At 69.8% G+C, this 22,510-nt stretch carries 20 protein-coding genes; 12 read left to right on the top strand and 8 right to left on the bottom strand.

Going from position 1 to position 22,510, the window contains the following annotated elements:
- Positions 1 to 112 precede the first annotated feature (112 nt).
- Entirely contained in the window at positions 113 to 1,096 is a 984-nt protein-coding gene (locus AB5J53_RS31215) for an SMP-30/gluconolactonase/LRE family protein (protein WP_369248951.1), read from the top strand.
- Between the two features lie 7 nt (positions 1,097 to 1,103).
- Here AB5J53_RS31215 and AB5J53_RS31210 read toward each other — a convergent pair whose 3' ends face one another.
- Complete coding sequence (locus tag AB5J53_RS31210; protein ID WP_369248950.1) at positions 1,104 to 3,437, bottom strand: DEAD/DEAH box helicase; 2,334 nt, start codon at positions 3,435 to 3,437, stop codon at positions 1,104 to 1,106.
- Between the two features lie 110 nt (positions 3,438 to 3,547).
- Between AB5J53_RS31210 and AB5J53_RS31205 the strand changes: the two genes are divergently transcribed.
- A complete protein-coding gene (locus AB5J53_RS31205; protein ID WP_369248949.1) occupies positions 3,548 to 3,997 on the top strand; it encodes an SRPBCC family protein in 450 nt (149 codons plus the stop codon).
- Between the two features lie 303 nt (positions 3,998 to 4,300).
- Here the strand turns inward: AB5J53_RS31205 and AB5J53_RS31200 are convergent, their stop codons facing one another.
- Together AB5J53_RS31200 and ychF are read right to left on the bottom strand one after the other, a co-directional pair.
- Positions 4,301 to 5,719, bottom strand: a complete 1,419-nt coding sequence (locus AB5J53_RS31200; protein ID WP_369248948.1) for an ATP-binding protein — start codon at positions 5,717 to 5,719, stop codon at positions 4,301 to 4,303.
- A 387-nt stretch (positions 5,720 to 6,106) separates the two neighbouring features.
- Positions 6,107 to 7,195: a redox-regulated ATPase YchF gene (gene ychF, locus AB5J53_RS31195; RefSeq protein WP_369248947.1), complete on the bottom strand. Its 1,089-nt coding sequence runs from the start codon at positions 7,193 to 7,195 to the stop codon at positions 6,107 to 6,109.
- Positions 7,196 to 7,370: 175 nt separating this feature from the next.
- Here ychF and AB5J53_RS31190 point away from each other — a divergent pair, with 175 nt between their 5' ends.
- A complete protein-coding gene (locus AB5J53_RS31190) occupies positions 7,371 to 7,967 on the top strand; it encodes a DUF6542 domain-containing protein (protein ID WP_369248946.1) in 597 nt (198 codons plus the stop codon).
- A gap of 81 nt (positions 7,968 to 8,048) precedes the next feature.
- Here AB5J53_RS31190 and ppgK read toward each other — a convergent pair whose 3' ends face one another.
- Entirely contained in the window at positions 8,049 to 8,798 is a 750-nt protein-coding gene (ppgK, locus tag AB5J53_RS31185) for a polyphosphate--glucose phosphotransferase (RefSeq protein WP_369248945.1), read from the bottom strand.
- Between the two features lie 29 nt (positions 8,799 to 8,827).
- On the bottom strand, positions 8,828 to 9,856 hold the full coding sequence (locus AB5J53_RS31180) for a 4-hydroxy-3-methylbut-2-enyl diphosphate reductase (protein WP_369248944.1): 1,029 nt from the start codon (positions 9,854 to 9,856) through the stop codon (positions 8,828 to 8,830).
- Positions 9,857 to 9,952: 96 nt separating this feature from the next.
- Here AB5J53_RS31180 and AB5J53_RS31175 point away from each other — a divergent pair, with 96 nt between their 5' ends.
- The 4 genes from AB5J53_RS31175 (at position 9,953) to AB5J53_RS31160 (ending at position 14,058) form a co-directional block, all read left to right on the top strand.
- Entirely contained in the window at positions 9,953 to 11,332 is a 1,380-nt protein-coding gene (locus AB5J53_RS31175) for an APC family permease (protein ID WP_369248943.1), read from the top strand.
- A 482-nt stretch (positions 11,333 to 11,814) separates the two neighbouring features.
- Entirely contained in the window at positions 11,815 to 13,023 is a 1,209-nt protein-coding gene (gene xseA, locus AB5J53_RS31170; RefSeq protein WP_369248942.1) for an exodeoxyribonuclease VII large subunit, read from the top strand.
- 9 nt (positions 13,024 to 13,032) lie between these two features.
- On the top strand, positions 13,033 to 13,272 hold the full coding sequence (locus tag AB5J53_RS31165; RefSeq protein WP_369248941.1) for an exodeoxyribonuclease VII small subunit: 240 nt from the start codon (positions 13,033 to 13,035) through the stop codon (positions 13,270 to 13,272).
- Between the two features lie 195 nt (positions 13,273 to 13,467).
- Positions 13,468 to 14,058, top strand: coding sequence for a malonic semialdehyde reductase (locus AB5J53_RS31160; RefSeq protein ID WP_369248940.1), 591 nt, complete (start codon positions 13,468 to 13,470; stop codon positions 14,056 to 14,058).
- 69 nt (positions 14,059 to 14,127) lie between these two features.
- Here AB5J53_RS31160 and AB5J53_RS31155 read toward each other — a convergent pair whose 3' ends face one another.
- A complete protein-coding gene (locus AB5J53_RS31155) occupies positions 14,128 to 14,646 on the bottom strand; it encodes a DUF4245 domain-containing protein (protein WP_369248939.1) in 519 nt (172 codons plus the stop codon).
- A gap of 127 nt (positions 14,647 to 14,773) precedes the next feature.
- On the opposite strand from AB5J53_RS31155, the gene glpX reads away from it, so the two are divergent.
- On the top strand, positions 14,774 to 15,808 hold the full coding sequence (glpX, locus tag AB5J53_RS31150; RefSeq protein WP_369248938.1) for a class II fructose-bisphosphatase: 1,035 nt from the start codon (positions 14,774 to 14,776) through the stop codon (positions 15,806 to 15,808).
- Between the two features lie 174 nt (positions 15,809 to 15,982).
- Here the strand turns inward: glpX and AB5J53_RS31145 are convergent, their stop codons facing one another.
- Together AB5J53_RS31145 and AB5J53_RS31140 are read right to left on the bottom strand one after the other, a co-directional pair.
- Positions 15,983 to 16,354, bottom strand: a complete 372-nt coding sequence (locus tag AB5J53_RS31145; RefSeq protein WP_099499641.1) for a WhiB family transcriptional regulator — start codon at positions 16,352 to 16,354, stop codon at positions 15,983 to 15,985.
- Between the two features lie 199 nt (positions 16,355 to 16,553).
- Positions 16,554 to 17,264: a DUF1707 domain-containing protein gene (locus AB5J53_RS31140; protein ID WP_369252585.1), complete on the bottom strand. Its 711-nt coding sequence runs from the start codon at positions 17,262 to 17,264 to the stop codon at positions 16,554 to 16,556.
- Positions 17,265 to 17,471: 207 nt separating this feature from the next.
- Between AB5J53_RS31140 and AB5J53_RS31135 the strand changes: the two genes are divergently transcribed.
- The 4 genes from AB5J53_RS31135 to AB5J53_RS31120 all read left to right on the top strand — a co-directional run bounded on the left by AB5J53_RS31135 (position 17,472) and on the right by AB5J53_RS31120 (position 22,447).
- Entirely contained in the window at positions 17,472 to 19,139 is a 1,668-nt protein-coding gene (locus tag AB5J53_RS31135; RefSeq protein WP_369248937.1) for a fumarate hydratase, read from the top strand.
- Between the two features lie 156 nt (positions 19,140 to 19,295).
- Positions 19,296 to 19,817, top strand: a complete 522-nt coding sequence (locus AB5J53_RS31130; protein ID WP_369248936.1) for an SH3 domain-containing protein — start codon at positions 19,296 to 19,298, stop codon at positions 19,815 to 19,817.
- A 231-nt stretch (positions 19,818 to 20,048) separates the two neighbouring features.
- Complete coding sequence (locus AB5J53_RS31125) at positions 20,049 to 20,846, top strand: DUF2690 domain-containing protein (RefSeq protein ID WP_369252583.1); 798 nt, start codon at positions 20,049 to 20,051, stop codon at positions 20,844 to 20,846.
- A 197-nt stretch (positions 20,847 to 21,043) separates the two neighbouring features.
- Positions 21,044 to 22,447, top strand: a complete 1,404-nt coding sequence (locus AB5J53_RS31120) for a class II fumarate hydratase (protein ID WP_369248935.1) — start codon at positions 21,044 to 21,046, stop codon at positions 22,445 to 22,447.
- Positions 22,448 to 22,510 lie beyond the last annotated feature (63 nt).

The raw sequence follows: 22,510 nt of genomic DNA, 5'->3' as shown, positions 1-22,510 counted from the left end.
CCATGAGCTCCCACACAACCATAATTACATTGACGATGATTAGAGCTCTAACTTAGATTCGTACTCGTTGCCCTTCCTCAGGAATTCGAGAAGCCGACCGAGAGGCACCGCCGTGTCCCGTTCGATCCAGCGCCGCACCTTCCTGACCGCCGCCGCCCTGACGGTGGCGGCGACCGCCGTGGGCGCACCGCCCGCGACGGCCGCACCCCGTATCTCCACCGCCTACGAGCTGCCCGGCGACCGCGCCTACCCCGAGGGCATCGCGGCGGACCCGCGTACGGGCGACCTGTACGTGGGCTCGTACACCACCGGCGCCGTCTACCGGGCGACGCCCGGCCGGCGCACGGCCGAGGTCTTCCTGCCCGCGGGCACGGACGGCCGGAACACCGCCAACGGCCTGAAGGTCGACCGGGCGGGCCGCCTCTGGGTGACCGACTCGACGTCCGGGGTCGACGTCTACGACCTGCGCACCCGTGCCCTACTGGCCCGCTTCGACGTACCCGGCGACGCGCCGCGCTTCGTCAACGATCTGGCGATCACCGCGGACGGCAGCGCGTATCTGACCGACAGCGTGCGGGAGGTCATCTACCGGGTGGCATCGGCCGAGCCGGCGCGGGTGGCCGCGCAGGGCGGCCGCTCCACGCTCACCACCGCCTACGACCTCAGCGGCGTCGTCGCCCCGCACCCGTCCGGCACCTACACCCTGAACGGGATCGTCGCGGGGGACGGCTGTCTGCTCACCGTCGACATGACCGCGGGCGCCCTCTACCGGGTGGATCTCGCCACCGGTGACGTCCGCCAAGTAGCGCTGTCCGGCGGCGACTTGGTGAACGGCGACGGTCTGGAGCTCGTCGGCGGCACCCTGTGGGCCGCCCTCAACAGGACCAACACCATTACCCGTTGGCGCCTGTCGGCCGACGGAACCGCGGCCCGTCTGGAGCGGAGCGTCACCGACACCGCGCTCCAGATCCCGACGACGCTCGTTCGCCGGCACGGCCGCACCCTCGTCGTCCGCTCGCAGTTCGACAAGGGCGGGCCGATGGGGCCGGGCACTCCCGAGACGCCGTTCACCGTGGCGTGGGTGCACGGGATCTGACCCGCCCTCAGCCCTGTGCGGCCAGCCGTCGCTGCTCCTCCTCGACGATGCGGCGGGCGAGCCCGTCGTCCGAGACGTCGACCGCGTCCGGACTCGCCTCCGCCATGTCGCTTCGGCGGGCGTAGGCGTCGAAGAGCCGATCCTTGTTCCGCAAAATGCGCAGGAGGCGGTCGTCCACGCTGTCGGTGGCGAGGAGGCGGTGCACCTGGACCGGACGGACCTGGCCCATGCGGTGGGCACGGGCCACGGCCTGGTGCTCCAGGGTCGGTTTGACCTGAGGCTCGCAGAGGACGACCACCGACGCCGCCTGCAGATTGAGGCCGACGCCGCCGACCTCGATCTGGCAGAGCAGCACCGCGTGCCCGTCGGCCGCCGCGAACTCGTCGACGAGACGCTGGCGGTGAGCGGCGGGCACGCTCCCCGATATCGGCCCGAACACACCCTTGCCCGGGGTTTGCCGGACAACGGCGTCCAAGGTCTCCCGGACCGTGGCGAGCACATCGCGGAAGTACGAGAACACGACCACCTTCAGCCCGTTCACCGCCGCCTCGGACACCAGCTCGCTCAGCCGCTGGAGTTTGGCGGACTTCTCCGCGTCGGCGTACGCGGCCCTGCGCATCGCCATGAAGTTCCCGGCCTCGACCGCCTTCCGGTAGGCCTCATGGTCGGCCGCGCTGAACTCCTCCCACTCGTCGACCTGGAGCAGCGCGGGCAGTTCGGTGAGGACGTCCCGCTGGTTGCGGCGCAGATAGGCCGGGGCGACGGATTTACGGAAGGCGTGCGGACCGGCGGCCGCGCTGCTGTTCCGGATCTCCGGCAGCAGCTCGGGGCGGAGGTAGCGGACGAGGCTGCGGAACTCCTCGACACGGTTCTCCATCGGCGTACCCGTGAGGAAAAGGACGCGGTCGCAGCGGTCGGTCCAGGCCGCGACGGCCTTGGAGCGGCGGGCGTCCGGATTCTTCACGTAGTGGGCTTCGTCGACGACGAGCATCCCGGGCGCCGCCGCGCCGTGGGAGGTCCGCGGCTTCGCGCCGCTGGGCAGCGTCGGGCCGTTCCTTCCGTTCGGCGTGGGCAGGCCGTTTCCGTTCCTTGGCGTAGGCAGGCCGTTCGGCGTGGGCAGGCTGTGCAGCACGTCGTACGTGGTGATCGCGACGCCGCCGCGCTCCCGCCACTCGGCGTACGCGTCCTGCCGGTCGGCGCCGTGCACCGGCAGGGCCCGCAGGGTGCTGCGCGCGCGGATTTCGCGAGTCCAGTTGATCAGCACGCTGGCCGGGCACACCACCAGGAAGTGGCTGTGCCCCTCCCCCGCGAGATGGGCGAGCACCGCGATGGCCTGGACGGTCTTGCCGAGCCCCATCTCGTCGCCGAGCACGACCCGGCGCTGGGCCAGCGCGAACCGGGCGCCGAAGGACTGGTAGCCGCGCAGCGAGACCCGGCGATGGGTGTCGTCGAGCGACTGCCCGTGAACACGCTCGGCGACCTCCGACGGCAGAAAGCCCTCGGCGGCCTCGACGTCCGCGGGGTGATCGGAGATCTCGGCGAGCTGGCTGTAGTACTCCGTGGAGCGCAGCTCGAAGTCGACCCAGGCCTCGATGTCGGAGGCCGGTTCCCGCAGCAGGTCCGTGGCCGCCTGCGCGAGCAGCAGTCGTACGTCCCGGGCGGCGGCGTCGGCCGTCAGCTCGCGGATCCCGGCGACGGCCGCGAACGCGCTCCGCCGCCGGCGCCGCCCCGTGAACGCCAGCCGCAGCCATCCGGCGGCAGGACGGGCGTCGGGCAGCAGCGCGCCGAGCCGCTCGTCGAGCCGCTGGGCGGCATCCACCGCGCGCCGCAGCTCGGGTCCCGCCTCGACGAGCCTGCGCAGCGCGACGACCAGGGCCGTGGTGCGGGGCTCAGGACTGTCCACGTCTATGCGTACGGAGACCGTGTCCTCGACCGCCCTGGCGATCTGGCGCGCGGCGGCAAGCGCCTGGTCGGCGGTCTGGGCACCGACCCCCGGGATCTGTCGCAGCTCGTAGCGACTCGCCTCGTACACCGCGCGCACCGAGGCGAGCCCGGCCGCCTCGACGGCCCCGAGGCGCAGCCGCCCCTCGGTGACGTCCTTCAGCCGTGAGACGGGGATCGACTCCAGCTCCTTGGCGACGAGTTCGGCCTGGAGCGGCGCCAGTGCCGCACGCACGGCTTCCAGGGCGCGGGTGTGATCGGCGAGCACGGTTTGTGCGGCCTCGTGCAGCCGCGCGGCTTCCGCGAGCAGGGCACGCGCTTTCCGTCCGACGGGCGGTTCCTCCCCGCCGGGACCGCCGACCCGGGCCGGTCCGCCCACCGCCTCCTCGACACCCGCCATGACACCCCTCATGTGCCGTCCGCACCGATGCGCGCATCCTTCCACGCGGCACTGACAGTCGAGGGCGGTGGGATCATGGGTGACAGAAGCCAATGAAGGAGGCGGACGACATGTCCGCTATCAAGGAGAGCGTAGACATCTCTCGCCGACCCGAGGACATCTACTCCTATGTGACCGACCCCTCCCACCTGATGGAGTGGCAGGAGAGCGTCGTATCCGTGCGGCCGCTCGGCGAGCTTCCGCTGAGCGTGGGATCCCGCGTGGTCGTGACCCGGCGCGTCGGCAGCCGGGAGTTTCCGATGACCATGGAAGTCACCGACATCGACCCTCCGCGCGGCTGGCACATGCGAGGCGTCGACGGGCCCGTGCGCGGTGAGGTCCAGGGCACGATCGAGCCGCTCGGCGACGGCGAGCGGTCCCGTCTGACGATCGACCTCGACTTCGAGGGCCACGGCATGGGCAAGCTGCTGGTGCCGCTGGTCGTCCGTCCGAATGCACGCAAGGAGATACTGAGGGACGAGCAGAAGCTCAAGGAACTGCTGGAGAGCAGCGTCGCGTAGAGCTCGGACAGTCGCGCAGAGCTCGGGCATACGAAAGGGCCGAGTCCCGAAGGACTCGGCCCACGTCTGCAGTGCGTCAGACGTTGAACCGGAACTCCACCACAACTGGTCTGACCTGCGGAAACGCGGAGTCATCCCAGCACCGTCCCAGCACGGGATTCGCGACAAAACACGAGAGGCTCGGGACCGCCAGCGCTACACAACAGCGGTAGGCAGGGGGCCGAGGTTCGAGGGACTTCTCCGCGACGTCTGTTCGGCCTGACCGCGCTCCCCAACTCCCGTGCCGCGCCTGCCATCCGCTACTCACAGCGGCCAGGCGGTCAGCAAATCGCCGGGGCCGTAGGTGGCGTCGAGGCCCGGGCAGTCGACTCCGCTGCGCGAGACCGCCATGACTGGAACGGGTTCGCCGGTGAGGGCGGCCCGGTGTCGGTGGAGAGCTGCCAGGTCATGCCGGTCGAAGGGGGATTGCTCCAACCACTTGATGGAACCGACGAAGAGCAGCTCCTTGGCAATAGGGGCGCGGTCCGCCCCGACGATGTCGATTTCGACATCGTTGGTGCGGGTCCAGTAGCCGCCCACTGCGGGGGCCGCGGGCAGCCCGTCATCGGGCAGTATCCGCGCCAGGGCCTCGCGGACAAGGGGCTCGACGGCTCGGCCACGCCAGCTGGTCCAGCTCTCCCGGATCCGCGCCAACGTCAGATCACCGCGCCCTCGCTCGATCTCCTCCATGGACGGGCCGAGCAGGTGCAGCCAAAACCGCAGGTAGGGATCTGTCACTCGGTAGCGGCGATCCTTCGACGGACGCAGCGATACGGGCAGTTCCGCGGCGACGATCCGCTTGTCCGTGAGCAACTCCAGCGCTCGCTGCAGGGGCGTGGCCCCGATTCCGCCGGCCGCACGGGCGATGTTGGTAAAGGTTCGCTCGCCACTGCCGATGGCCGCCAGCACCGTACGCGCCTGAGCCTGCGGAGGGAACTCGGCAGCCAGCGAGCGCTCGGCCGACACCAGCAGGGCCGAGACCGGGTCACTCAGCGCCTCGCCCAGGAAGTCCCAAAGCCCCGCGCCCCGCGGCCACTCCGCGCAGATCAGCGGCAACCCGCCGGTGACCAGCGCGGCGTCGAAGGCTTCCGCCGGATCCAGCCCGAGCATCTGCCCCACCTCGGCGGGATTGAGCGGTCCCAGCACCATCTCCCGGCCGCGCTGATGGAAGGGTCGTCCGTAGCTGTTCAGTGCCTCCATCATCGACAGATCGGAGCCGATGAGGACCAGCAGCACTGGCTTGGTTTCCAGCACCCGATCCCAGGCCCGCTGCAGCATCCCCTCAAAGGCGCCATCGGTATCCATCAGGTACGGCACTTCGTCGATGACCAGCACGCTCGCCCGGTCGGCGGGCAGCGCCGCGGCCAGCACGTCGAACGCGGCATCCCAGCTCTCCGGCCGCGCGGCGGCCACCAGCCCCGCCAACGGCAGCGTCGATGCTTGGGCGTCCCGGGCCAGCCGTGCCAGATCATCCCTGGGGGACGCGCCGGTCGCCGCGTAGAACAAGAAGGGCGCTCCGGAGCGCTCCGCAAACCGCTCGACCAGTCGCGACTTGCCCACCCGGCGCCGCCCACGCAACATCACGCACCGACCGGGCCGCTCCCCGCCAACCCCTGCCGCCACCTTCTGCAGCTCTCGCTCCAGCGTCGCCAGCTCCTGCCGACGGCCTACGAAGGCCACCATGCCTACCGACCTCCACCCGCGGTACTAACGTCAATGTTAGCAACATTGACGTTAGTGTGGCGCCTTTGCCAGCTGTCGCTCACGGTCACGAGTCGTGGACCTGACGTTCTTCCGGCCGTGCGGCACCGGGCTGGTCGTGCCAAGCAGGGGCCAAGGCCAGCATCACGGTGCCCGCCAGGGAGGAGCCCAGACTTCTCCTACCCCTCGCCGAGGAACTCCCGGGCACCACGGAGCCTGGTGGTCAGGCGATGCTCAGTGACAGGTGACGAGGGGTCAGCCGTCCCAGCACCATCGGCGCGGGAAAAAACCAAGGGCCCGACTCCGAGGAGTCGGACCCTTTCTGACCTGCATGTCAGCCAGATCAGCGCCGTAGCGATATGTCAGCCGCTACACATTGAAGCGGAACTCCACCACGTCGCCGTCCTGCATGACGTAGTCCTTGCCCTCCATACGGGCCTTGCCCTTGGCGCGGGCCTCGGCGACCGAGCCCGTGTCGACGAGGTCGTGGAAGGAGATGACCTCGGCCTTGATGAAGCCCTTCTGGAAGTCGGTGTGGATGACACCGGCGGCCTCGGGGGCGGTGGCGCCCCTCTTGATGGTCCAGGCGCGGGATTCCTTGGGGCCGGCCGTCAGGTAGGTCTGCAGGCCGAGGGTGTTGAAGCCGACGCGGGCCAGGGTCGTGAGGCCGGGCTCCTCGGCGCCCACCGACTCCAGGAGCTCCATCGCGTCCTCCTCGTCGAGCTCGGCGAGGTCCTGCTCCAGCTTGGCGTTGAGGAAGATCGCCTCGGCGGGGGCGACCAGGGCGCGCTGCTCGGCCTTGAAGTCGTCGTCGACCAGCTCGTCCTCGTCCACGTTGAATACGTAGAGGAACGGCTTGGTGGTCAGCAGGTGCAGGTCGTGCAGCAGCTCCTCGTTGCCGGAGCCCTGGACGATGCCCTGCGAGAAGAGGGTGTCGCCCCTCTCCAGGATCTCCTTCGCCGCCTCGACCGCCGCGACCTTGGGAGCGACGTCCTTCTTGATGCGCGACTCCTTCTGGAGGCGCGGCAGGACCTTCTCGATCGTCTGGAGGTCGGCGAGGATCAGCTCGGTGTTGATCGTCTCGATGTCGTCCTTGGGCGAGACCTTGCCGTCGACGTGCACGACGTTCTCGTCCTTGAAAGCGCGGATGACCTGGCAGATCGCGTCGGACTCACGGATGTTCGCGAGGAACTTGTTGCCCAGGCCCTCACCCTCGGAGGCGCCCTTCACGATGCCCGCGATGTCGACGAAGTCGACGGTCGCCGGGAGGATGCGCTGCGAACCGAAGATCTCGGCCAACTTGGTGAGACGGGCGTCCGGGACGCCGACCACGCCCACGTTGGGCTCGATCGTGGCGAACGGGTAGTTGGCCGCGAGCACGTCGTTCTTGGTCAGGGCGTTGAACAGGGTCGACTTGCCGACATTGGGCAGACCGACGATTCCGATCGTGAGCGACACGTTGCGACTTCCCGTACGTGAGGATGGGCGAAGGGCCCTCTGAGAGCGCGGGCCGATCCACCAGTCTACGGCGTGGCAGAGCCCGCACCGGCGACGTTTCGAACGCATGGCCAAGGTCCGCCCATCGGCGTGTCTGAAGGGCTATTCCACACATAAACCGACCTAAGTTTGTCCAGTGGAGCAACACAGGACGCGGCCCCCTCGGCCCAGACCTCGACGCGGCATGCCCGTTCCCGCGCAGGGCGGGCGCGGCGCGGACTTCGATGTCCGGCGGGGCGCCCCGGTGGCACGGCGGTCCGCGCCGCCGCTGGTCCAGGCGGCGCGGCGGATGCCGAACCCCCGGCTCACCGGGCTGGGCAGTGGGTTGTTCTGCGGTGCGTCGATGTTCGCGCTCGGCTCCCTCGACCAGTTGCTGTTCGGGGCGTCGCTGGTGGTGTACGGGGTGCTGTTCCTGCCGGTGTGTGCGCTGACCGCGGTGTGGGTGCGGCGGGGGGACCTCGTGACCGCGCCCGTCGTCGTACCGATCGCGTTCGCCTTCGGGCTGCTGGCGGTCGCCGACCACAGCGGGGGGATCGCGGGCCGTCTCATGGGGCTTTTCACCGCGCTCGCCACGCAGGCGGGGTGGCTGTACGGGGGGACGCTGGTCGCGGGGCTGATCGTGACCGTCCGGAAGGTCGCGCTCATGAGCCGCCGGGCCGCCCAGCGCAGGGCCCAGGCCGCCGCCTCGCGGCGAGCTTTCCCACCCGCCCGCCCGTCTCGGCCGACTGGATAGCCCGACCCGAAACGACCACGGCGACGCCTGGGCCCCAGGGAACAAACGCGAGAGGCCCGGTCTGCGTCCAGGGAGCCGCGGCTACGTCGCCGTCTTCGCCGCTCTCATCGCCGCCCCGACGATTCCCGCGTTGTTCTGCAGCTGGGCCGGGACGATGTCCGCCTTGATGCCCTCGATGAGAGGCAGGAACCTGTCGGCCTTGCGGCTGACGCCGCCGCCGACGATGAAGAGCTCGGGCGAGAAGAGCATCTCCACGTGGGCGAGGTACTTCGTGACGCGTCGGGCCCAGTGCTCCCACGTGAGCTCGTGGTCCTCCTTGGCCTTGGTGGAGGCGCGCTTCTCCGCGTCGTGGCCGTTCAGCTCCAAGTGCCCCAGCTCCGTGTTCGGGACCAGCTCGCCGTCGATGAAGAGCGCGCTGCCGATGCCCGTGCCGAAGGTGAGGAGGATGACCGTGCCCCGGCGGTCGCGCCCCGCGCCGAACTGCATCTCGGCGACGCCCGCCGCGTCCGCGTCGTTCAACACGGTCACCGGAAGGCCGCCCAGCCGCTCGCCCAGCAGGGCACGCGCGTCGGTGTCGATCCAGTTCTTGTCGACATTGGCCGCCGTGCGGATGGTGGCGCCGCCGGTGACCACCCCGGGGAACGTGATGCCGACCGGACCCGTCCAGCCGAAGTGGCCGACGACCTCCTTCACGCCGTCGGCCACCGCGTCGGGCGTCGCCGGATGCGGAGTGAGCACTTTGTAGCGCTCCTCCGCCAAGTCGCCGCGGTCCAGGTCCACAGGAGCGCCCTTGATCCCGGAACCGCCGATGTCAACACCGAAGATCTGCATGGCCCTACGTTACGTCGTACGACTGACAGTCACTTCTCGGAGGAGGCCTCGGAGGGCGCCGTGCCCGTCCGCTGCTCCACCAGCGAGGCCGCCTCCGCGCGCAGATCGCGGCGCAGCTCCTTGGGCAGCGAGAAGGTGATGGACTCCTCGGCCGCCTTGACGATCTCCACATCCTCGAAGCCGCGCTGCGACAGCCACTCCAGGACCTGCTCGACCAGGACCTCCGGGACGGACGCGCCCGAGGTGACGCCGACCGTCGTCACGCCCTCCAGCCACGCCTCCTCGATCTCGTCGGCGAAGTCCACGAGGAACGCGTCGCGCGCGCCCGCGAGCTTGGCGACCTCGACGAGCCGCTTGGAGTTGGAGGAGTTCCGCGAGCCGACGACGATCACCAGGTCGGCCTCGGCACCCATCTGCTTCACCGCCAGCTGGCGGTTCTGCGTCGCGTAGCAGATGTCGTCGCTGGGCGGGGAGATGAGCTGCGGGAACTTCTCCTTCAGCGCGTCGACCGTCTCCATGGTCTCGTCGACCGACAGCGTGGTCTGGGAGAGCCAGACCACCTTGGAGGGATCGCGGACCTCTACCTTGGCGACGTCCTCGGGGCCGTCGACCAGGGTGATGTGGTCGGGCGCCTCACCGGACGTACCGATGACCTCTTCGTGGCCCTCGTGGCCGATGAGGAGGATGTCGAAGTCCTCGCCTGCGAAGCGGACGGCTTCCTTGTGGACCTTGGTGACCAGCGGGCAGGTCGCGTCGATGGTGGCGAGCTTGCCGGCCGCGGCCTCGTCGTGGACGACCGGGGCGACGCCGTGCGCCGAGAACATGACGATGGACCCCTCGGGGACCTCCGCCGTCTGCTCGACGAAAATCGCACCCTTCTTTTCCAGGGTCTGCACGACGTACTTGTTGTGGACGATTTCGTGGCGGACATAGATCGGGGCCCCGTACTGCTCAAGGGCCTTCTCGACGGCGATCACGGCGCGGTCCACGCCCGCGCAGTAGCCCCGAGGGGCGGCGAGCAGGACACGGCGGCCAGGCGAAGCAGTCATGCACCCCATCGTAAGGCCGCGCTCGACGGGTCAAAGATCGCCTCCTTGGGGAGACTGTTGGGGAGCCGGGAGGGGTGGGGCCGGGCACGACCCTCGGGAGGCACGATGTCCGACACGCAGCCCGCGGCGGACACAGCCGGCGCGGCCGACGCGGAGCACGAACTCCGTCGCAGCCTCGGCTTCCGGGACCTCGTCGTCTACGGGCTGCTGTTCATCGCCCCCATGGCGCCGGTCGGTGTCTTCGGAACCCTCGACGCCAAGTCGCACGGGGCGGTGGCGCTGGTCTACGTCGTCGCCACCGTCGCGATGGCGTTCACCGCATTCAGCTACGCCCAGATGGTCCGCGTGGTTCCGCAGGCGGGTTCGGTGTTCGCCTACGCGCGCGCGGCGCTCGGAAAAGAGGCCGGGTTCATCGCCGGGTGGATGGCGATGCTGGACTACTTGCTCATCCCGGCGGTGGCCTACCTGTTCTCCGGGATCGCGATGAACTCCCTTGTCCCGGACGTCTCCCGGTGGGTGTGGACCGCGCTCGCCGTGGTCATCACCACGGTGTTGAACCTGTGGGGTGTCCGGGCCGCCGCTCAAGTCGGCTTCCTGGTGCTCGCGATGGAAATCGTGGTCCTGCTTGTCTTCGTCGTGTCGGCCATCGTCATGCTCGCGCGTGACGGGGCCCATCGCGGGTGGCTGTCCCCGCTGTCCGGCGACGGCTCGCAGGGCGCGTTCGCCCTGTCTGCGGTGATCGGCGGCGTCTCGATCGCCGTCCTGTCGTATCTCGGCTTCGACGCGATCGCGACGTTCGCGGAGGAGGTGACCGGCGGATCGGAGAAGGTGGCCCGGGCGGTGCTGTTCTGTCTGGCGCTGGCGGGTGTGCTGTTCGTTGTCCAGAGTTATCTGGTGGCGCTCCTTGAGCCGCTGTCGTCCGCGCAGCTCGCGGCGGAACCCGGGAAGCAGGGGTCGGCCTTCTACGACGCCGTGGACTCCTCGGTGGGGCCGTGGCTGCACAACCTGGTGGCCGTGAGCAAGGCGATCGGGGCCGCGTTCGCCGCGCTGGCCGGGCAGGCCGCGGCGGGGCGGCTCGTTTTCGCCATGGCTCGCGATCGGCGGCTGCCGCGGGCGCTGTCGCGGACCAACTCGGGGGTGCCTCGGGCGGCGCTGCTGTGCGCGGCCGTCATCACGCTGGTGGCCGCGGTGTGGGCGGCTCGGCGCGACGACGGCCTCGACAAGCTGGTGTCGGTGGTCGACATCGGCGCGCTGACCGCGTTCACGTTGCTGCACGCGAGCGTGGTGGGGTGGTTCGCCGTGCGCCGGCGGGGCGGGCCCGTGGTGTGGTGGCGGCACGTGCTGGTTCCGGTCGTGGGCGCCGCGATCACCATCGCGGTGATCGTCGAGGCGTCGGGGACCGCCCAGGTGGTGGGCGCGACCTGGCTGGTCGTGGGGCTGGTGGTGCTGGTCGCCCAGCGCGGGCGAGCCGAATCCCCGGCCTAGGCGCCGGGGCGGCTGCCGGCTCCCGCCGCCTGGGTGCCGCGGCGGCTGCCGGTTCATACCGCCTGCCGCCTTGGCGCCGTGGCAGCTGCCGGCTCATACCGTCTTTCGCCTCGGCGCCGTGGCAGCTGCCGGCTCATACCGCCTTTCGCCGTCGGGGGGTCGGGGCCGCGCCGGTACATCCGCCCGTCGCGGGGTGGGCGTCTGCTGGAGGGGTGCCCTTGCCTGCTGTGTGCGACGGGCATTCGATGTACCGGCACGGCCCCTTCCGCCGGTGGGCGACTGCGGGCCGTACAGACTTGGCTGCGGGCAATCCGCTGGTGGGCGCGGCGGCACCCCGGGGCGCCGGGTTCCGTTCCCGCGGCCCCAGCGCCGGGTGCGGTGGGAGCGCCGGTGGCGTGGGCCCACGTGAGGTGGGACCGGGCCGCGGTGCCCGTGTCTCAGGAGTGCGGGTGTTGTCAGTCGTGGCCGTTAGTCTCGGGCGCATGGCTCACAACACGTCCGCGGACGCTCCGCTGCCCGTCGGTGAGGTGTCGCGGCTCATCGGGGGGTGGATCGACCGGCTCGGCGCGGTGTGGGTCGAGGGGCAGATCACCCAGTTGTCGCGGCGCCCGGGCGCGGGTGTCGTCTTTCTGACGCTGCGCGATCCGTCGTACGACATCTCGGTGAGCGTGACCTGCTATCGGCAGGTGTTCGACGCCGTCGCCGACGTGGTGAGTGAGGGCGCCCGTGTCGTCGTACACGCGAAGCCCGAGTGGTACGCGCCGCGGGGGCAGTTGTCGCTGCGGGCCGCCGAGATAAAGCCGGTGGGGGTCGGTGAACTGCTCGCCCGGCTCGAGCAGTTGAAGAAGACGCTGGCCGGTGAGGGACTGTTCGCGGCCGAGCGCAAGAAGCCGCTGCCGTTCCTGCCGCAGCTCATCGGGCTGGTGTGCGGGCGGGCCTCGGCGGCGGAGCGCGACGTGCTGGAGAACGCGCGGCACCGCTGGCCGGCCGTCCGCTTCGAAGTCCGCAACGTCGCCGTGCAGGGCGTGCACGCGGTGCCGCAGGTCGTGCAGGCCGTGAAGGACCTGGACGCGCTGGACGACGTCGACGTGATCATCGTGGCGCGGGGCGGCGGCAGCGTGGAGGACCTGCTGCCGTTCTCCGACGAGCAGCTCGTACGGGCCGTGGCGGCGTGCCGTACGCCCGTCGTGTCGGCCATCGGGCACGAACCCGACAACCCGCTGCTCGACCACGTGGCCGACCTGCGTGCGTCCACGCCGACCGACGCCGCCAAGAAGGTCGTGCCCGACGTCGGCGAGGAGTACGAGCGGGTGCGGTTCCTGCGGGACCGGGCGCGGCGCAGCGTCCAGTCCTTCATCGAGCGGGAGGAGCGCGGCCTCGCCCACGCGCTGGCCCGGCCCTCGATAGAGGATCCGCACCGCATGGTCGACGAGCGGGCGGACCAAGTCGCCGCCCTGCTGGACCGCGGCCGGCGCACCCTCGGGCACCTCCTCGACCGCGCCGACTCGGAGCTGACGCACACCCACGCGCGCGTGGTGGCCCTCTCCCCCGCCGCGACCCTCCAGCGGGGGTACGCGGTGCTGCAGAAGGCCGACGGTCATGTCGTCCGGGGGCCGGACGAGGTGGCGGCGGGCGAGGCGCTGCGGGCGCGGGTCGCCGAGGGCGAATTCTCCGTACGAGTCGATGCATAGGGTGGGCGCATGACCAGCAAGGTGGACGAGGCGCTCGGGTACGAGCAGGCGCGGGACGAGCTCATCGAGGTCGTACGCCGTCTGGAGGCGGGCGGTACGACCCTGGAGGAGTCCCTGGCCCTGTGGGAGCGGGGCGAGGAGCTGGCGAAGGTGTGCCGGCGGTGGCTCGAGGGCGCGCGGGCGCGGCTGGACGCGGCATTGGCCGAGGAGGAGGAAGAAGAGGGCGCCGGCGGTTCGGCCGACTCCTAGCGGGCGGCTCGGCCGACTCCTGGGCCGGAATGCGGATCGACCCCGAACGGGGCCGAGTAGGTTCTTGAAAGTTGAAGCATGTGTGAAGTGGATCACTTCGGCCGGGCTTTGGTTGAAGCTTAAACCTTCATGTCGTACCTTCGAGACCTCAAGCCGATCCCCCCGGATCCCCGCTCGTCCCGAGAAGGTTTCACCATGTCTCTCGTTCTTGACCCCGCCGCCCAGGACCTGCTGTTCCGCGAGGCCCGCACCGCGAACACGTTCACCGACGAGCCGGTGACCGACGAGCAGGTGCAGGCGATCTACGACCTGGTCAAGTACGGCCCGACCGCCTTCAACCAGTCGCCGCTGCGCATCACCCTGGTCCGCTCCGCCGAGGCCCGTGAGCGCCTGGTGAAGCACATGGCCGAGGGCAACCAGCCGAAGACGGCCACCGCCCCCCTGGTCGCGATCCTCTCCGCGGACAACGAGTTCCACGAGGAGCTGCCGGCCCTCTTCCCGCACTTCCCGGCCGCCAAGGACGTCTTCTTCTCGGAGCGCCCGGCCCGTGAAGGTGCCGCCTCCCTGAACGCCGCGCTGCAGGCCGCCTACTTCATCATCGGCGTCCGCGCCGCCGGCCTCGCCGCCGGCCCGATGACCGGTCTCGACTTCGCCGGCGTCCAGAAGGAGTTCCTGGACGGCGACCACACCCCGCTGATGGTCGTCAACATCGGCAAGCCGGGCGAGGACGCCTGGTTCCCGCGCTCCCCGCGCCTGGAGTTCGACCAGGTCGTCACGACGGTCTGATCACCTCCGTACGTACGAGAAGGGCCCCCGGCAATGGCGCCGGGGGCCCTTCTCGCATGTCCGTGCGGCTCAGGACGTCTTCAGCGCCTGCGCCATCTTCGTCAGCTGGGCGAAGGACGCCGTGCCGGTCACCACCGTCGTGGAGCCCTTGCCCTTCAGCACCAGGGCGTCGTAGCGACCGCCCGTGTACCGCTGCCACGTCTGGTCGCCGATGCGCTGGGTGGTCTTGCTGTCCTCGGCGCCCTGGCTGGCCGTGTCGATGAACACGGCAGGCTTCTGCGTGGACTGCTCGATCGCCACGTACTGGCCGTCGGGGGCGTGGAAACCCAGGTGCCAGGCGTCGAACTCCGAGCCGTCGTACCGCACCGACGTCGCCTTCCACGTCTTGGGCAGGCCCTCGGGCGCCGCCACGGGATAGCTCGCCGCGCGGCGCGCCGTGAGCAGCTCGACACGGTAGTCGACACGCTTGAGCGGAGGCTCGGAATCGTCGTGCGGGATGAAGATGTAGATGACACCCGCCATGAGACCGATGAGGCCCAGGGAGAGAATCATGTCCCGGACCGACTGCTTGCCTTTCATACCTGCCACGTACATATCGTCGCAGGTGCCCTGGCCTGCTCATCCGTGGGGTCCCCTGCTCATTTTGTCGGCCTAACGATAGAGTCGGGGCCATCACCCTCATCCGGCCGTCGTCGTATCAGAAAGGTGCGTCTCGATGACCGAGAATCATCAGCTGCCGTCCGAACTCGAGGTCCCTTCCGAGGCCCCCGACCGAAATCTCGCCCTGGAACTCGTCCGCGTCACCGAGGCCGCCGCGATGGCCGCGGGCCGCTGGGTCGGCCGCGGCGACAAGAACGGTGCCGACGGCGCCGCCGTCCGGGCCATGCGGACCCTCGTCTCCACCGTCTCGATGAACGGCGTCGTCGTCATCGGTGAGGGTGAGAAGGACGAGGCCCCGATGCTCTTCAACGGCGAGCGCGTCGGCGACGGGACCGGCCCCGAGTGCGACATCGCGGTCGACCCGATCGACGGCACCACGCTCACCGCCAAGGGCATGTCGAACGCGATCGCCGTGCTCGCCGCCGCCGACCGCGGCACCATGTTCGACCCGTCCGCGGTCTTCTACATGGACAAGCTGGTCACCGGCCCGGAGGCCGCCGACTTCGTCGACATCAACGCGCCCGTGTCGGTGAACATCCGGCGCGTCGCCAAGGCCAAGCGCTCCACGCCCGAGGACGTCACGGTCGTCATCCTCGACCGGCCGCGTCACGACGGGATCATCAAGGAGATCCGGGAGACCGGCGCGCGCATCAAGCTGATCACCGACGGCGATGTCGCCGGCTCGATCCTGGCGCTGCGCGAGGGCACCGGCATCGACCTGCTGCTCGGCATCGGCGGCACCCCCGAGGGCATCATCTCGGCCTGCGCGGTCAAGTGCCTCGGCGGGACCATCCAGGGCAAGCTGTGGCCCAAGGACGACGAGGAGCGGCAGCGGGCGATCGACGCCGGTCACGACCTGGACCGCGTGCTGACCACGAACGACCTGGTCTCCGGCGAGAACGTCTTCTTCGTCGCGACCGGCATCACCGACGGCGAACTGCTGCGTGGAGTGCGGTACCGCGCCGAGACCGCGACGACCGAGTCGATCGTCATGCGGTCCAAGTCGGGCACGGTCCGGCAGATCACGTCCGAGCACCGGCTCAGCAAGCTGCGCGCCTACAGCGCGATCGACTTCGACCGCGCCAAGTAGCTCCCGAACTGGGGCATCAGGGAACTGCGGGTCACGGGCACGTGCGGGTAGCCCGTGGCTGGTCGCACAGTTCCCCCCGCCTCTTACGGGGCGCGTCCTCAACGGGCGCGCGAGACAGCAGCGGGAAAGGGGCGCTCCCTGTGCGGAGGGGCGCCCCTTTCCCGTAAGTACCTGTCAGCCGGCCGCCGCTATCGTCCCCCGCGCGGCCTTCTTGAGTTCCAGTTCGCGGCGGCGGCGTCGGGCGAGCACCACGCGGCGCTCGGCGGCGGTGAGGCCGCCCCAGACTCCGTACGGCTCGGGTTGCAGCAGCGCGTGTTCGCGGCACTCGACCATCACCGGGCAGCGGGCACAGACGCGCTTCGCCGCCTCCTCACGGGACAGCCGAGCGGCAGTGGGTTCCTTGGAGGGGGCGAAGAACAGGCCGGCTTCGTCTCGTCGGCACACGGCCTCCGTGTGCCATGGGGCTTCCTGATCCCTGTCCCGCACTGGCGCCCGCTGGGCCGGAACGGCAGCTACCTGCAGGGACTGATGCGGCGGTTGCAGCACGGTCTACTCCTGACGACGGCTTCGCGAGCGTGCCGGGCACCGCGGATAGGTCCACAGCGCCCTCCAAGAGACGATGCAGCAAGGCCTACCCGCTGTGCGCGTGCCTATGCACTGAGTTCCGAAGCCCAGGAATTCTCGTACGCGGCACGGCCCGCACAACTGGACCAATTCGCTGCCGAAGCCGCCTAATTCACAAGCGTCAACGGTCCAGGTGCTTGCGCAAACTCCTGTCCACCCGGTCGGCCACGCGTTCGGTCACACGGCCCGTCACCCGGTCGAGAATGTCCGCGACCAGCTTGCCCCGCTTGGGCCTTGCCTCGACATTTCCCAGCACGGACAGTCCGTCGACATAGACGACCGGTGCGTGGGGGTCGCCCGAATCCAGCGTGTCCACTTCGAAGTTGCCCAGGACCGCGCCGCCGCTGCCCCGCAGCGAGACGTTCTCCGGGACGCGGATCTCCACGTTGCCGAAGATCGAGATCGCCTTGATCACGACGTGCTGGTACTCGAAGATCGCCTCACTGAGGTCTATCTCGACGCTGCCGAAGATCGAGTACGCGTGGATACGGCGCCCTGCGCGCCAGCGGCCCTTGCGGACGGCGGCGCTGAAGACCGCCACCACGTTCTCGTCGGCCTCCACCGGGATCGCGTCCGCGGTGGGGCGGTTGGGCGCCGAGGTGTACCCGGGGGTCGCGCGGCCCGTGTGGGCGGCGGGCAGGTCTCGTACGAAGTGGTCGAGCTCGCCCACCGTCTTCGTGGCCAGCACCCCCTCCACCCGCTCGGCGTGCTCCTCCGCCGTCAGGCGCCCCTCGGCGAGGGCCTCGCGCAGGATGTCGGCGATCCGGTCACGGTCGGCGTCGGAGGCACGGAGCTCGGTCGGCTCCGCCGCCGTGGATGCGGTCGGCTTCACCGATGTGGGCGCGGTCGGGGCGGGGCTCTTCTGAAGGTCCACGGCAGCAGCGTACCCAAACGCGATAGATCGCGACTAGGGGTGTGGGCAACTATCGGACAAGCAACTGAGCCTTACCTCACAGACTCGGTGCCCGTGCCAGGTTCTACGCTGGTGGACGCTGCCAATGGAGGCACGCCGCTGTCTGTCGAGTGAGGAATGGGCGAGATGCCTGAGTTCGCGTACACCGATCTGCTCCCCCAGGGAGAGGACACCACCCCGTACCGGCTGGTGACCTCCGAGGGTGTCTCCACCTTCGAGGCCGACGGGCGCACGTTCCTCAAGGTCGAGCCGGAGGCGCTGCGCAAGCTCGCCGAGGAGGCCATCCACGACATCCAGCACTACCTGCGGCCCGCCCACCTGGCTCAGCTGCGGCGGATCATCGACGACCCGGAGGCGTCCGGCAACGACAAGTTCGTCGCGCTCGACCTCCTGAAGAACGCGAACATCGCCGCCGCGGGCGTCCTCCCCATGTGCCAGGACACCGGCACGGCCATCGTCATGGGCAAGCGCGGGCAGAACGTGCTCACGGAGGGCGGCGACGAGGCGGCCCTGAGCCGCGGCATCTACGACGCCTACCTGAACCTGAACCTGCGCTACTCGCAGATGGCTCCGCTCACCATGTGGGAGGAGAAGAACACGGGCTCGAACCTGCCGGCACAGATCGAGCTGTACGCGACCGACGGCGGCGCCTACAAGTTCCTCTTCATGGCCAAGGGCGGCGGGTCCGCGAACAAGAGCTTCCTCTACCAGGAGACGAAGGCCGTTCTGAACGAGGCCTCCATGATGAAGTTCCTGGAGGAGAAGATCCGTTCACTCGGTACGGCCGCGTGCCCGCCGTACCACCTGGCGATCGTCGTGGGCGGTACGTCCGCCGAGTACGCCCTGAAGACCGCGAAGTACGCCTCCGCGCACTACCTGGACGAGATTCCGGCCGAGGGCTCCGAGCTCGGTCACGGCTTCCGGGACAAGGAGCTGGAGGAGAAGGTCTTCGAGCTGACCCAGAAGATCGGGATCGGCGCGCAGTTCGGCGGCAAGTACTTCTGCCACGACGTGCGCGTGGTGCGGCTGCCGCGCCATGGCGCGTCGTGCCCGGTCGCCATCGCCGTGTCCTGCTCCGCCGACCGCCAGGCCGTCGCGAAGATCACGGCCGAGGGCGTCTTCCTGGAGCAGCTGGAGACCGACCCGGCGCGCTTCCTGCCGGAGACCACCGACGAGCACCTCGACGAGTCGGGTGACGTCGTCAAGATCGACCTCAACCAGCCGATGGACGACATCCTCGCCGAGCTGACCAAGTACCCGGTCAAGACCCGGCTCTCGCTCTCCGGCCCGCTCGTCGTGGCCCGCGACATCGCGCACGCCAAGATCAAGGAGCGGCTCGACGCGGGCGAGGAGATGCCGCAGTACCTGAAGGACCACCCGGTGTACTACGCGGGCCCGGCCAAGACGCCCGAGGGGTACGCGTCCGGCTCCTTCGGCCCGACGACGGCCGGCCGGATGGACTCCTACGTCGAGCAGTTCCAGGCCGCGGGCGGCTCCAAGGTGATGCTCGCGAAGGGCAACCGCAGCAAGCAGGTCACGGATGCCTGCGACGCGCACGGCGGCTTCTACCTCGGTTCCATCGGCGGGCCCGCCGCCCGGCTCGCACAGGACTGCATCAAGAAGGTCGAGGTCGTCGAGTACGAGGAACTCGGCATGGAGGCCGTCTGGAAGATCGAGGTCGAGGACTTCCCTGCGTTCATCGTGGTCGACGACAAGGGCAACGACTTCTTCCAGAACCCCGCTCCCGAGCCGACGTTCACCCACATTCCGGTGCGGGGTCCCGGGCTGGCGTAGCGTCCCGGGACGCCCCGGCGTCGACGCACCACCTGGATGCTGTCCCACTTCGTCCCAGGAACGAGTGGGACAGCATCTTTGCGAACTATGCCGGAAAAGCTCCGTGCTGACTGGGTCACAGCCTGTGATCCGCAGGTCAACTCGGAGGGAAATCCCATGATTCGACGCACTTTGCGCAACGGCCTGGTGGCCGCGATCGCGGCCGTCGCCGTCTTTCCGGTGACGGCCGTCGCCTCCGCCGCCCCGGCAGCGCAGGCTCCCGACTGGGTCACGCCCACGCAGATCTCGACGCCGAGCTGGTACCCGACGGCCCCGCAGTCCTCGATCCCGGGCCTGCCCGGCGCCCGGCACGCCCAGCACAAGGCGCCGAAGCGGCACGCCCGACGCCACGTGACGACCCACGTACGGCACCACGTCACGAGGCACGCCCGGCGTCACGTCACGACCCACACCTGGGGCCGGGTGGCCACTCACCACTTCCGACTGAACGTCAGGTCCGGACCGGGAACCGGCTACCGGGTCATCGGCTCCCGCCCCATCGGCCACGTCGTGACCATCACCTGCAAGAAGAGGGGCTCCAACGTCCTGGGCAACCGGCGCTGGTACAAGCTCGCCCACCACAAGGGCTACGTCTCCGCGCGCTACGTGCACAACCGCAGCGCCGTCCGCTGGTGCTGAAAGGCGCCGCGCCGCTCGGCCCATGACACCGGTACCTCCGGACGGGGTGACGTACATCCCGTCCGGAGGTACCACCGGTCAATCAGCCGATCACACCGCCTCCCGGTGGCAAAACAGCAGGTCAACTCCCCTTCATATTCCGGTGATCGCGGTGTGGCCCGGCGCCTCGCACGGGAACACATCACGACGGTCACCCCGGCACGGCGAGGGAGCGAGATGGAGAGCCACGTGATGGTCAAGAGACAGCCGTTGCCCGACTCGTCGCACGACGCGGAGCAACTCCTGGTGGAGCGGCTCCGCGCCCTCAAGCAGCGGACGGGGCTGAGTCTGGCCGCACTGGCCACCGCCACCCCGTTCAGCAAGTCGACCTGGCATCGCTATCTGAACGGCGACCAGTTCCCGCCGCGCGCGGCGGTCGAGGCGCTCGGCCGGCTCGCGGACTCCGACCCCGGTCCGCTCCTCTCCCTCTGGGATGGCGCGGCCCGGGCCCAGTCCAGAACGGCGACCGTGCCGCAGCTGCCGCCGGGCCCGGCGGCAGCACCCGCACAGGAGGGCAGCCGGCGCACCCGCCGACCGAATCGCGCCTTTGCCGCCCTCGCGGTGGTGGCCGCCACGGTGGCGGTCACCGCGGGCGCGGCGGACGTCCTCGACTTCGACGAAGCGGCGGCGCCCCGGGCGGCCGCCTCCTGTCGCGGCAGCGGCTGCCAGGGGGAGTTCCCGACCCCCGAGACCTGCGGTCGTGACGCGCGTACGGAAAGCAGCGTCGCCAAGGCCGCCCAGGTCGTGCTGCTGCGCTTCTCCCCGTCCTGTGCCACGGTCTGGTCCGAGGTCCGCACCCGGGCCGGCGGCGCGCGGGAGATCTCGATCAGGTCGGGCCAGGACGAGCTGTCCGCCATCTACCAGGGCGACAAGTCGGACGGATACAGCAGCCCGATGCTGGCCGCGTCGACCCCACGAGGAGCACAGGCGTGCGCCAAGGTCGGCGGGAAAGCCACGTGCACCGGCCTGTTCGGCGTTCGGCAACACTGACCGCCGATCACACATGGCACGCGCTGCCGTTCCTCGGCACTGGCCACCGGTCACATGCCGCACACTGCCGTTCCGCGGCACTGACCGCCCGTCACACGCAGGACTGCCGAGCCTTCGCAGGACACTCCGTTCCTGTCCCCCTGCCGCGGGAACACGGGACACGTCCGCGATGCTGTCCTCACTGGAGGTGATCGGCAATGGCCGATGAACAGGCAGAAGCCCCGTACCGGATCGAGCACGACTCCATGGGCGAGGTCCGCGTCCCCGCCGACGCGAAGTGGCGGGCCCAGACGCAGCGGGCCGTGGAGAACTTCCCGATCTCCGGGCAGCAGCTGGAGCGCGCCCACATCGAGGCCCTCGCCCGGATCAAGGCGGCCGCCGCGAAGGTGAACGGCGAGCTGGGTGTGATCGACAAGGATGTCGCCGAGGCGATCCAGGAGGCGGCCGGTGAGGTCGCCGAGGGGCGTTGGGACGCGCACTTCCCCGTCGACGTCTTCCAGACGGGATCCGGCACCTCCTCCAACATGAACACCAACGAGGTCATCGCCACGCTCGCGACCGAGCGGCTCGGCAGGGACGTACACCCCAATGACCATGTGAACGCCTCGCAGTCCTCGAACGACGTCTTCCCCTCCTCGATCCACATCGCCGCCACCGCCGCCGTCACCCGGGACCTCGTCCCCGCGCTGGAGCACCTCGCCGCCTCGCTCACGCGCAAGTCCGAGGAGTTCGCCGACGTCGTGAAGTCCGGGCGTACGCACCTGATGGACGCGACGCCGGTGACGCTGGGGCAGGAGTTCGGCGGGTACGCGGCCCAGGTGCGCTACGGGGTCGAGCGGCTCCGGGCCTCGCTGCCGCGGCTGGCCGAACTGCCGCTCGGGGGAACGGCCGTGGGGACCGGGATCAACACCCCGCCCGGGTTCTCCGCCGCCGTCATCGCGGAGGTGGCCCGGGATACGGGGCTGCCGCTCACCGAAGCCCGCGACCACTTCGAGGCACAGGGGGCGCGTGACGGAATCGTCGAGACCAGCGGGCAGCTTCGGACCATCGCCGTCGGGCTCACCAAGATCGCCAACGATCTCCGGTGGATGGCGTCGGGGCCGCGGACCGGACTGGCCGAGATCAGTCTCCCGGATCTGCAGCCGGGATCCTCGATCATGCCGGGGAAGGTGAATCCCGTCATCCCCGAGGCCGTGCTCATGGTCGCCGCTCAGGTGATCGGGAACGACGCCACCGTCGCCACGGCCGGAGCGGCCGGCAACTTCGAGCTCAACGTCATGCTGCCCGTCATCGCGAAGAACGTCCTGGAGTCGATCCGGCTGCTCGCGAACGTGTCGCGGCTGCTCGCCGACCGCACCGTCGACGGGATCGTCGCGCACCGCGAACGGGCCCGCGAGTACGCCGAGTCGTCACCGTCCGTGGTCACACCGCTCAACAAGTACATCGGGTACGAGGAGGCCGCCAAGGTGGCCAAGAAGGCGCTGGCGGAGCGGAAGACGATTCGCCAGGTTGTCCTGGAGTCCGGGTATGTGGAACGCGGCGACCTCACGGTGGAACAGCTCGACGAGGCGCTGGATGTCCTGCGGATGACGCGTCCGTAACGGCGTTCGCCCCTTCGGAAGACGCCTGATGACGCCTCCGTAACGTCATGTGTCCGGGGGCGA

Source organism: Streptomyces sp. R41 (assembly GCF_041053055.1).
Lineage (GTDB): Bacteria > Actinomycetota > Actinomycetes > Streptomycetales > Streptomycetaceae > Streptomyces.
This window is presented reverse-complemented; position numbering and strand designations above follow the sequence as displayed.

Bases quoted from the DNA above. Each gene is read 5' to 3' on its own strand.
- AB5J53_RS31160 (WP_369248940.1), top strand. From the start codon at position 13,468: ATGTCTCTCGTTCTTGACCCCGCCGCCCAGGACCTGCTGTTCCGCGAG.
- AB5J53_RS31130 (WP_369248936.1), top strand. From the start codon at position 19,296: ATGATTCGACGCACTTTGCGCAACGGCCTGGTGGCCGCGATCGCGGCC.
- AB5J53_RS31180 (WP_369248944.1), bottom strand. From the start codon at position 9,856: ATGGGGTGCATGACTGCTTCGCCTGGCCGCCGTGTCCTGCTCGCCGCC.
- AB5J53_RS31210 (WP_369248950.1), bottom strand. From the start codon at position 3,437: ATGGCGGGTGTCGAGGAGGCGGTGGGCGGACCGGCCCGGGTCGGCGGT.
- AB5J53_RS31125 (WP_369252583.1), top strand. From the start codon at position 20,049: ATGGTCAAGAGACAGCCGTTGCCCGACTCGTCGCACGACGCGGAGCAA.
- AB5J53_RS31205 (WP_369248949.1), top strand. From the start codon at position 3,548: ATGTCCGCTATCAAGGAGAGCGTAGACATCTCTCGCCGACCCGAGGAC.
- ppgK (WP_369248945.1), bottom strand. From the start codon at position 8,798: ATGCAGATCTTCGGTGTTGACATCGGCGGTTCCGGGATCAAGGGCGCT.
- AB5J53_RS31175 (WP_369248943.1), top strand. From the start codon at position 9,953: ATGTCCGACACGCAGCCCGCGGCGGACACAGCCGGCGCGGCCGACGCG.
- AB5J53_RS31135 (WP_369248937.1), top strand. From the start codon at position 17,472: ATGCCTGAGTTCGCGTACACCGATCTGCTCCCCCAGGGAGAGGACACC.
- xseA (WP_369248942.1), top strand. From the start codon at position 11,815: ATGGCTCACAACACGTCCGCGGACGCTCCGCTGCCCGTCGGTGAGGTG.
- AB5J53_RS31120 (WP_369248935.1), top strand. From the start codon at position 21,044: ATGGCCGATGAACAGGCAGAAGCCCCGTACCGGATCGAGCACGACTCC.
- glpX (WP_369248938.1), top strand. From the start codon at position 14,774: ATGACCGAGAATCATCAGCTGCCGTCCGAACTCGAGGTCCCTTCCGAG.
- AB5J53_RS31200 (WP_369248948.1), bottom strand. From the start codon at position 5,719: ATGGTGGCCTTCGTAGGCCGTCGGCAGGAGCTGGCGACGCTGGAGCGA.
- AB5J53_RS31165 (WP_369248941.1), top strand. From the start codon at position 13,033: ATGACCAGCAAGGTGGACGAGGCGCTCGGGTACGAGCAGGCGCGGGAC.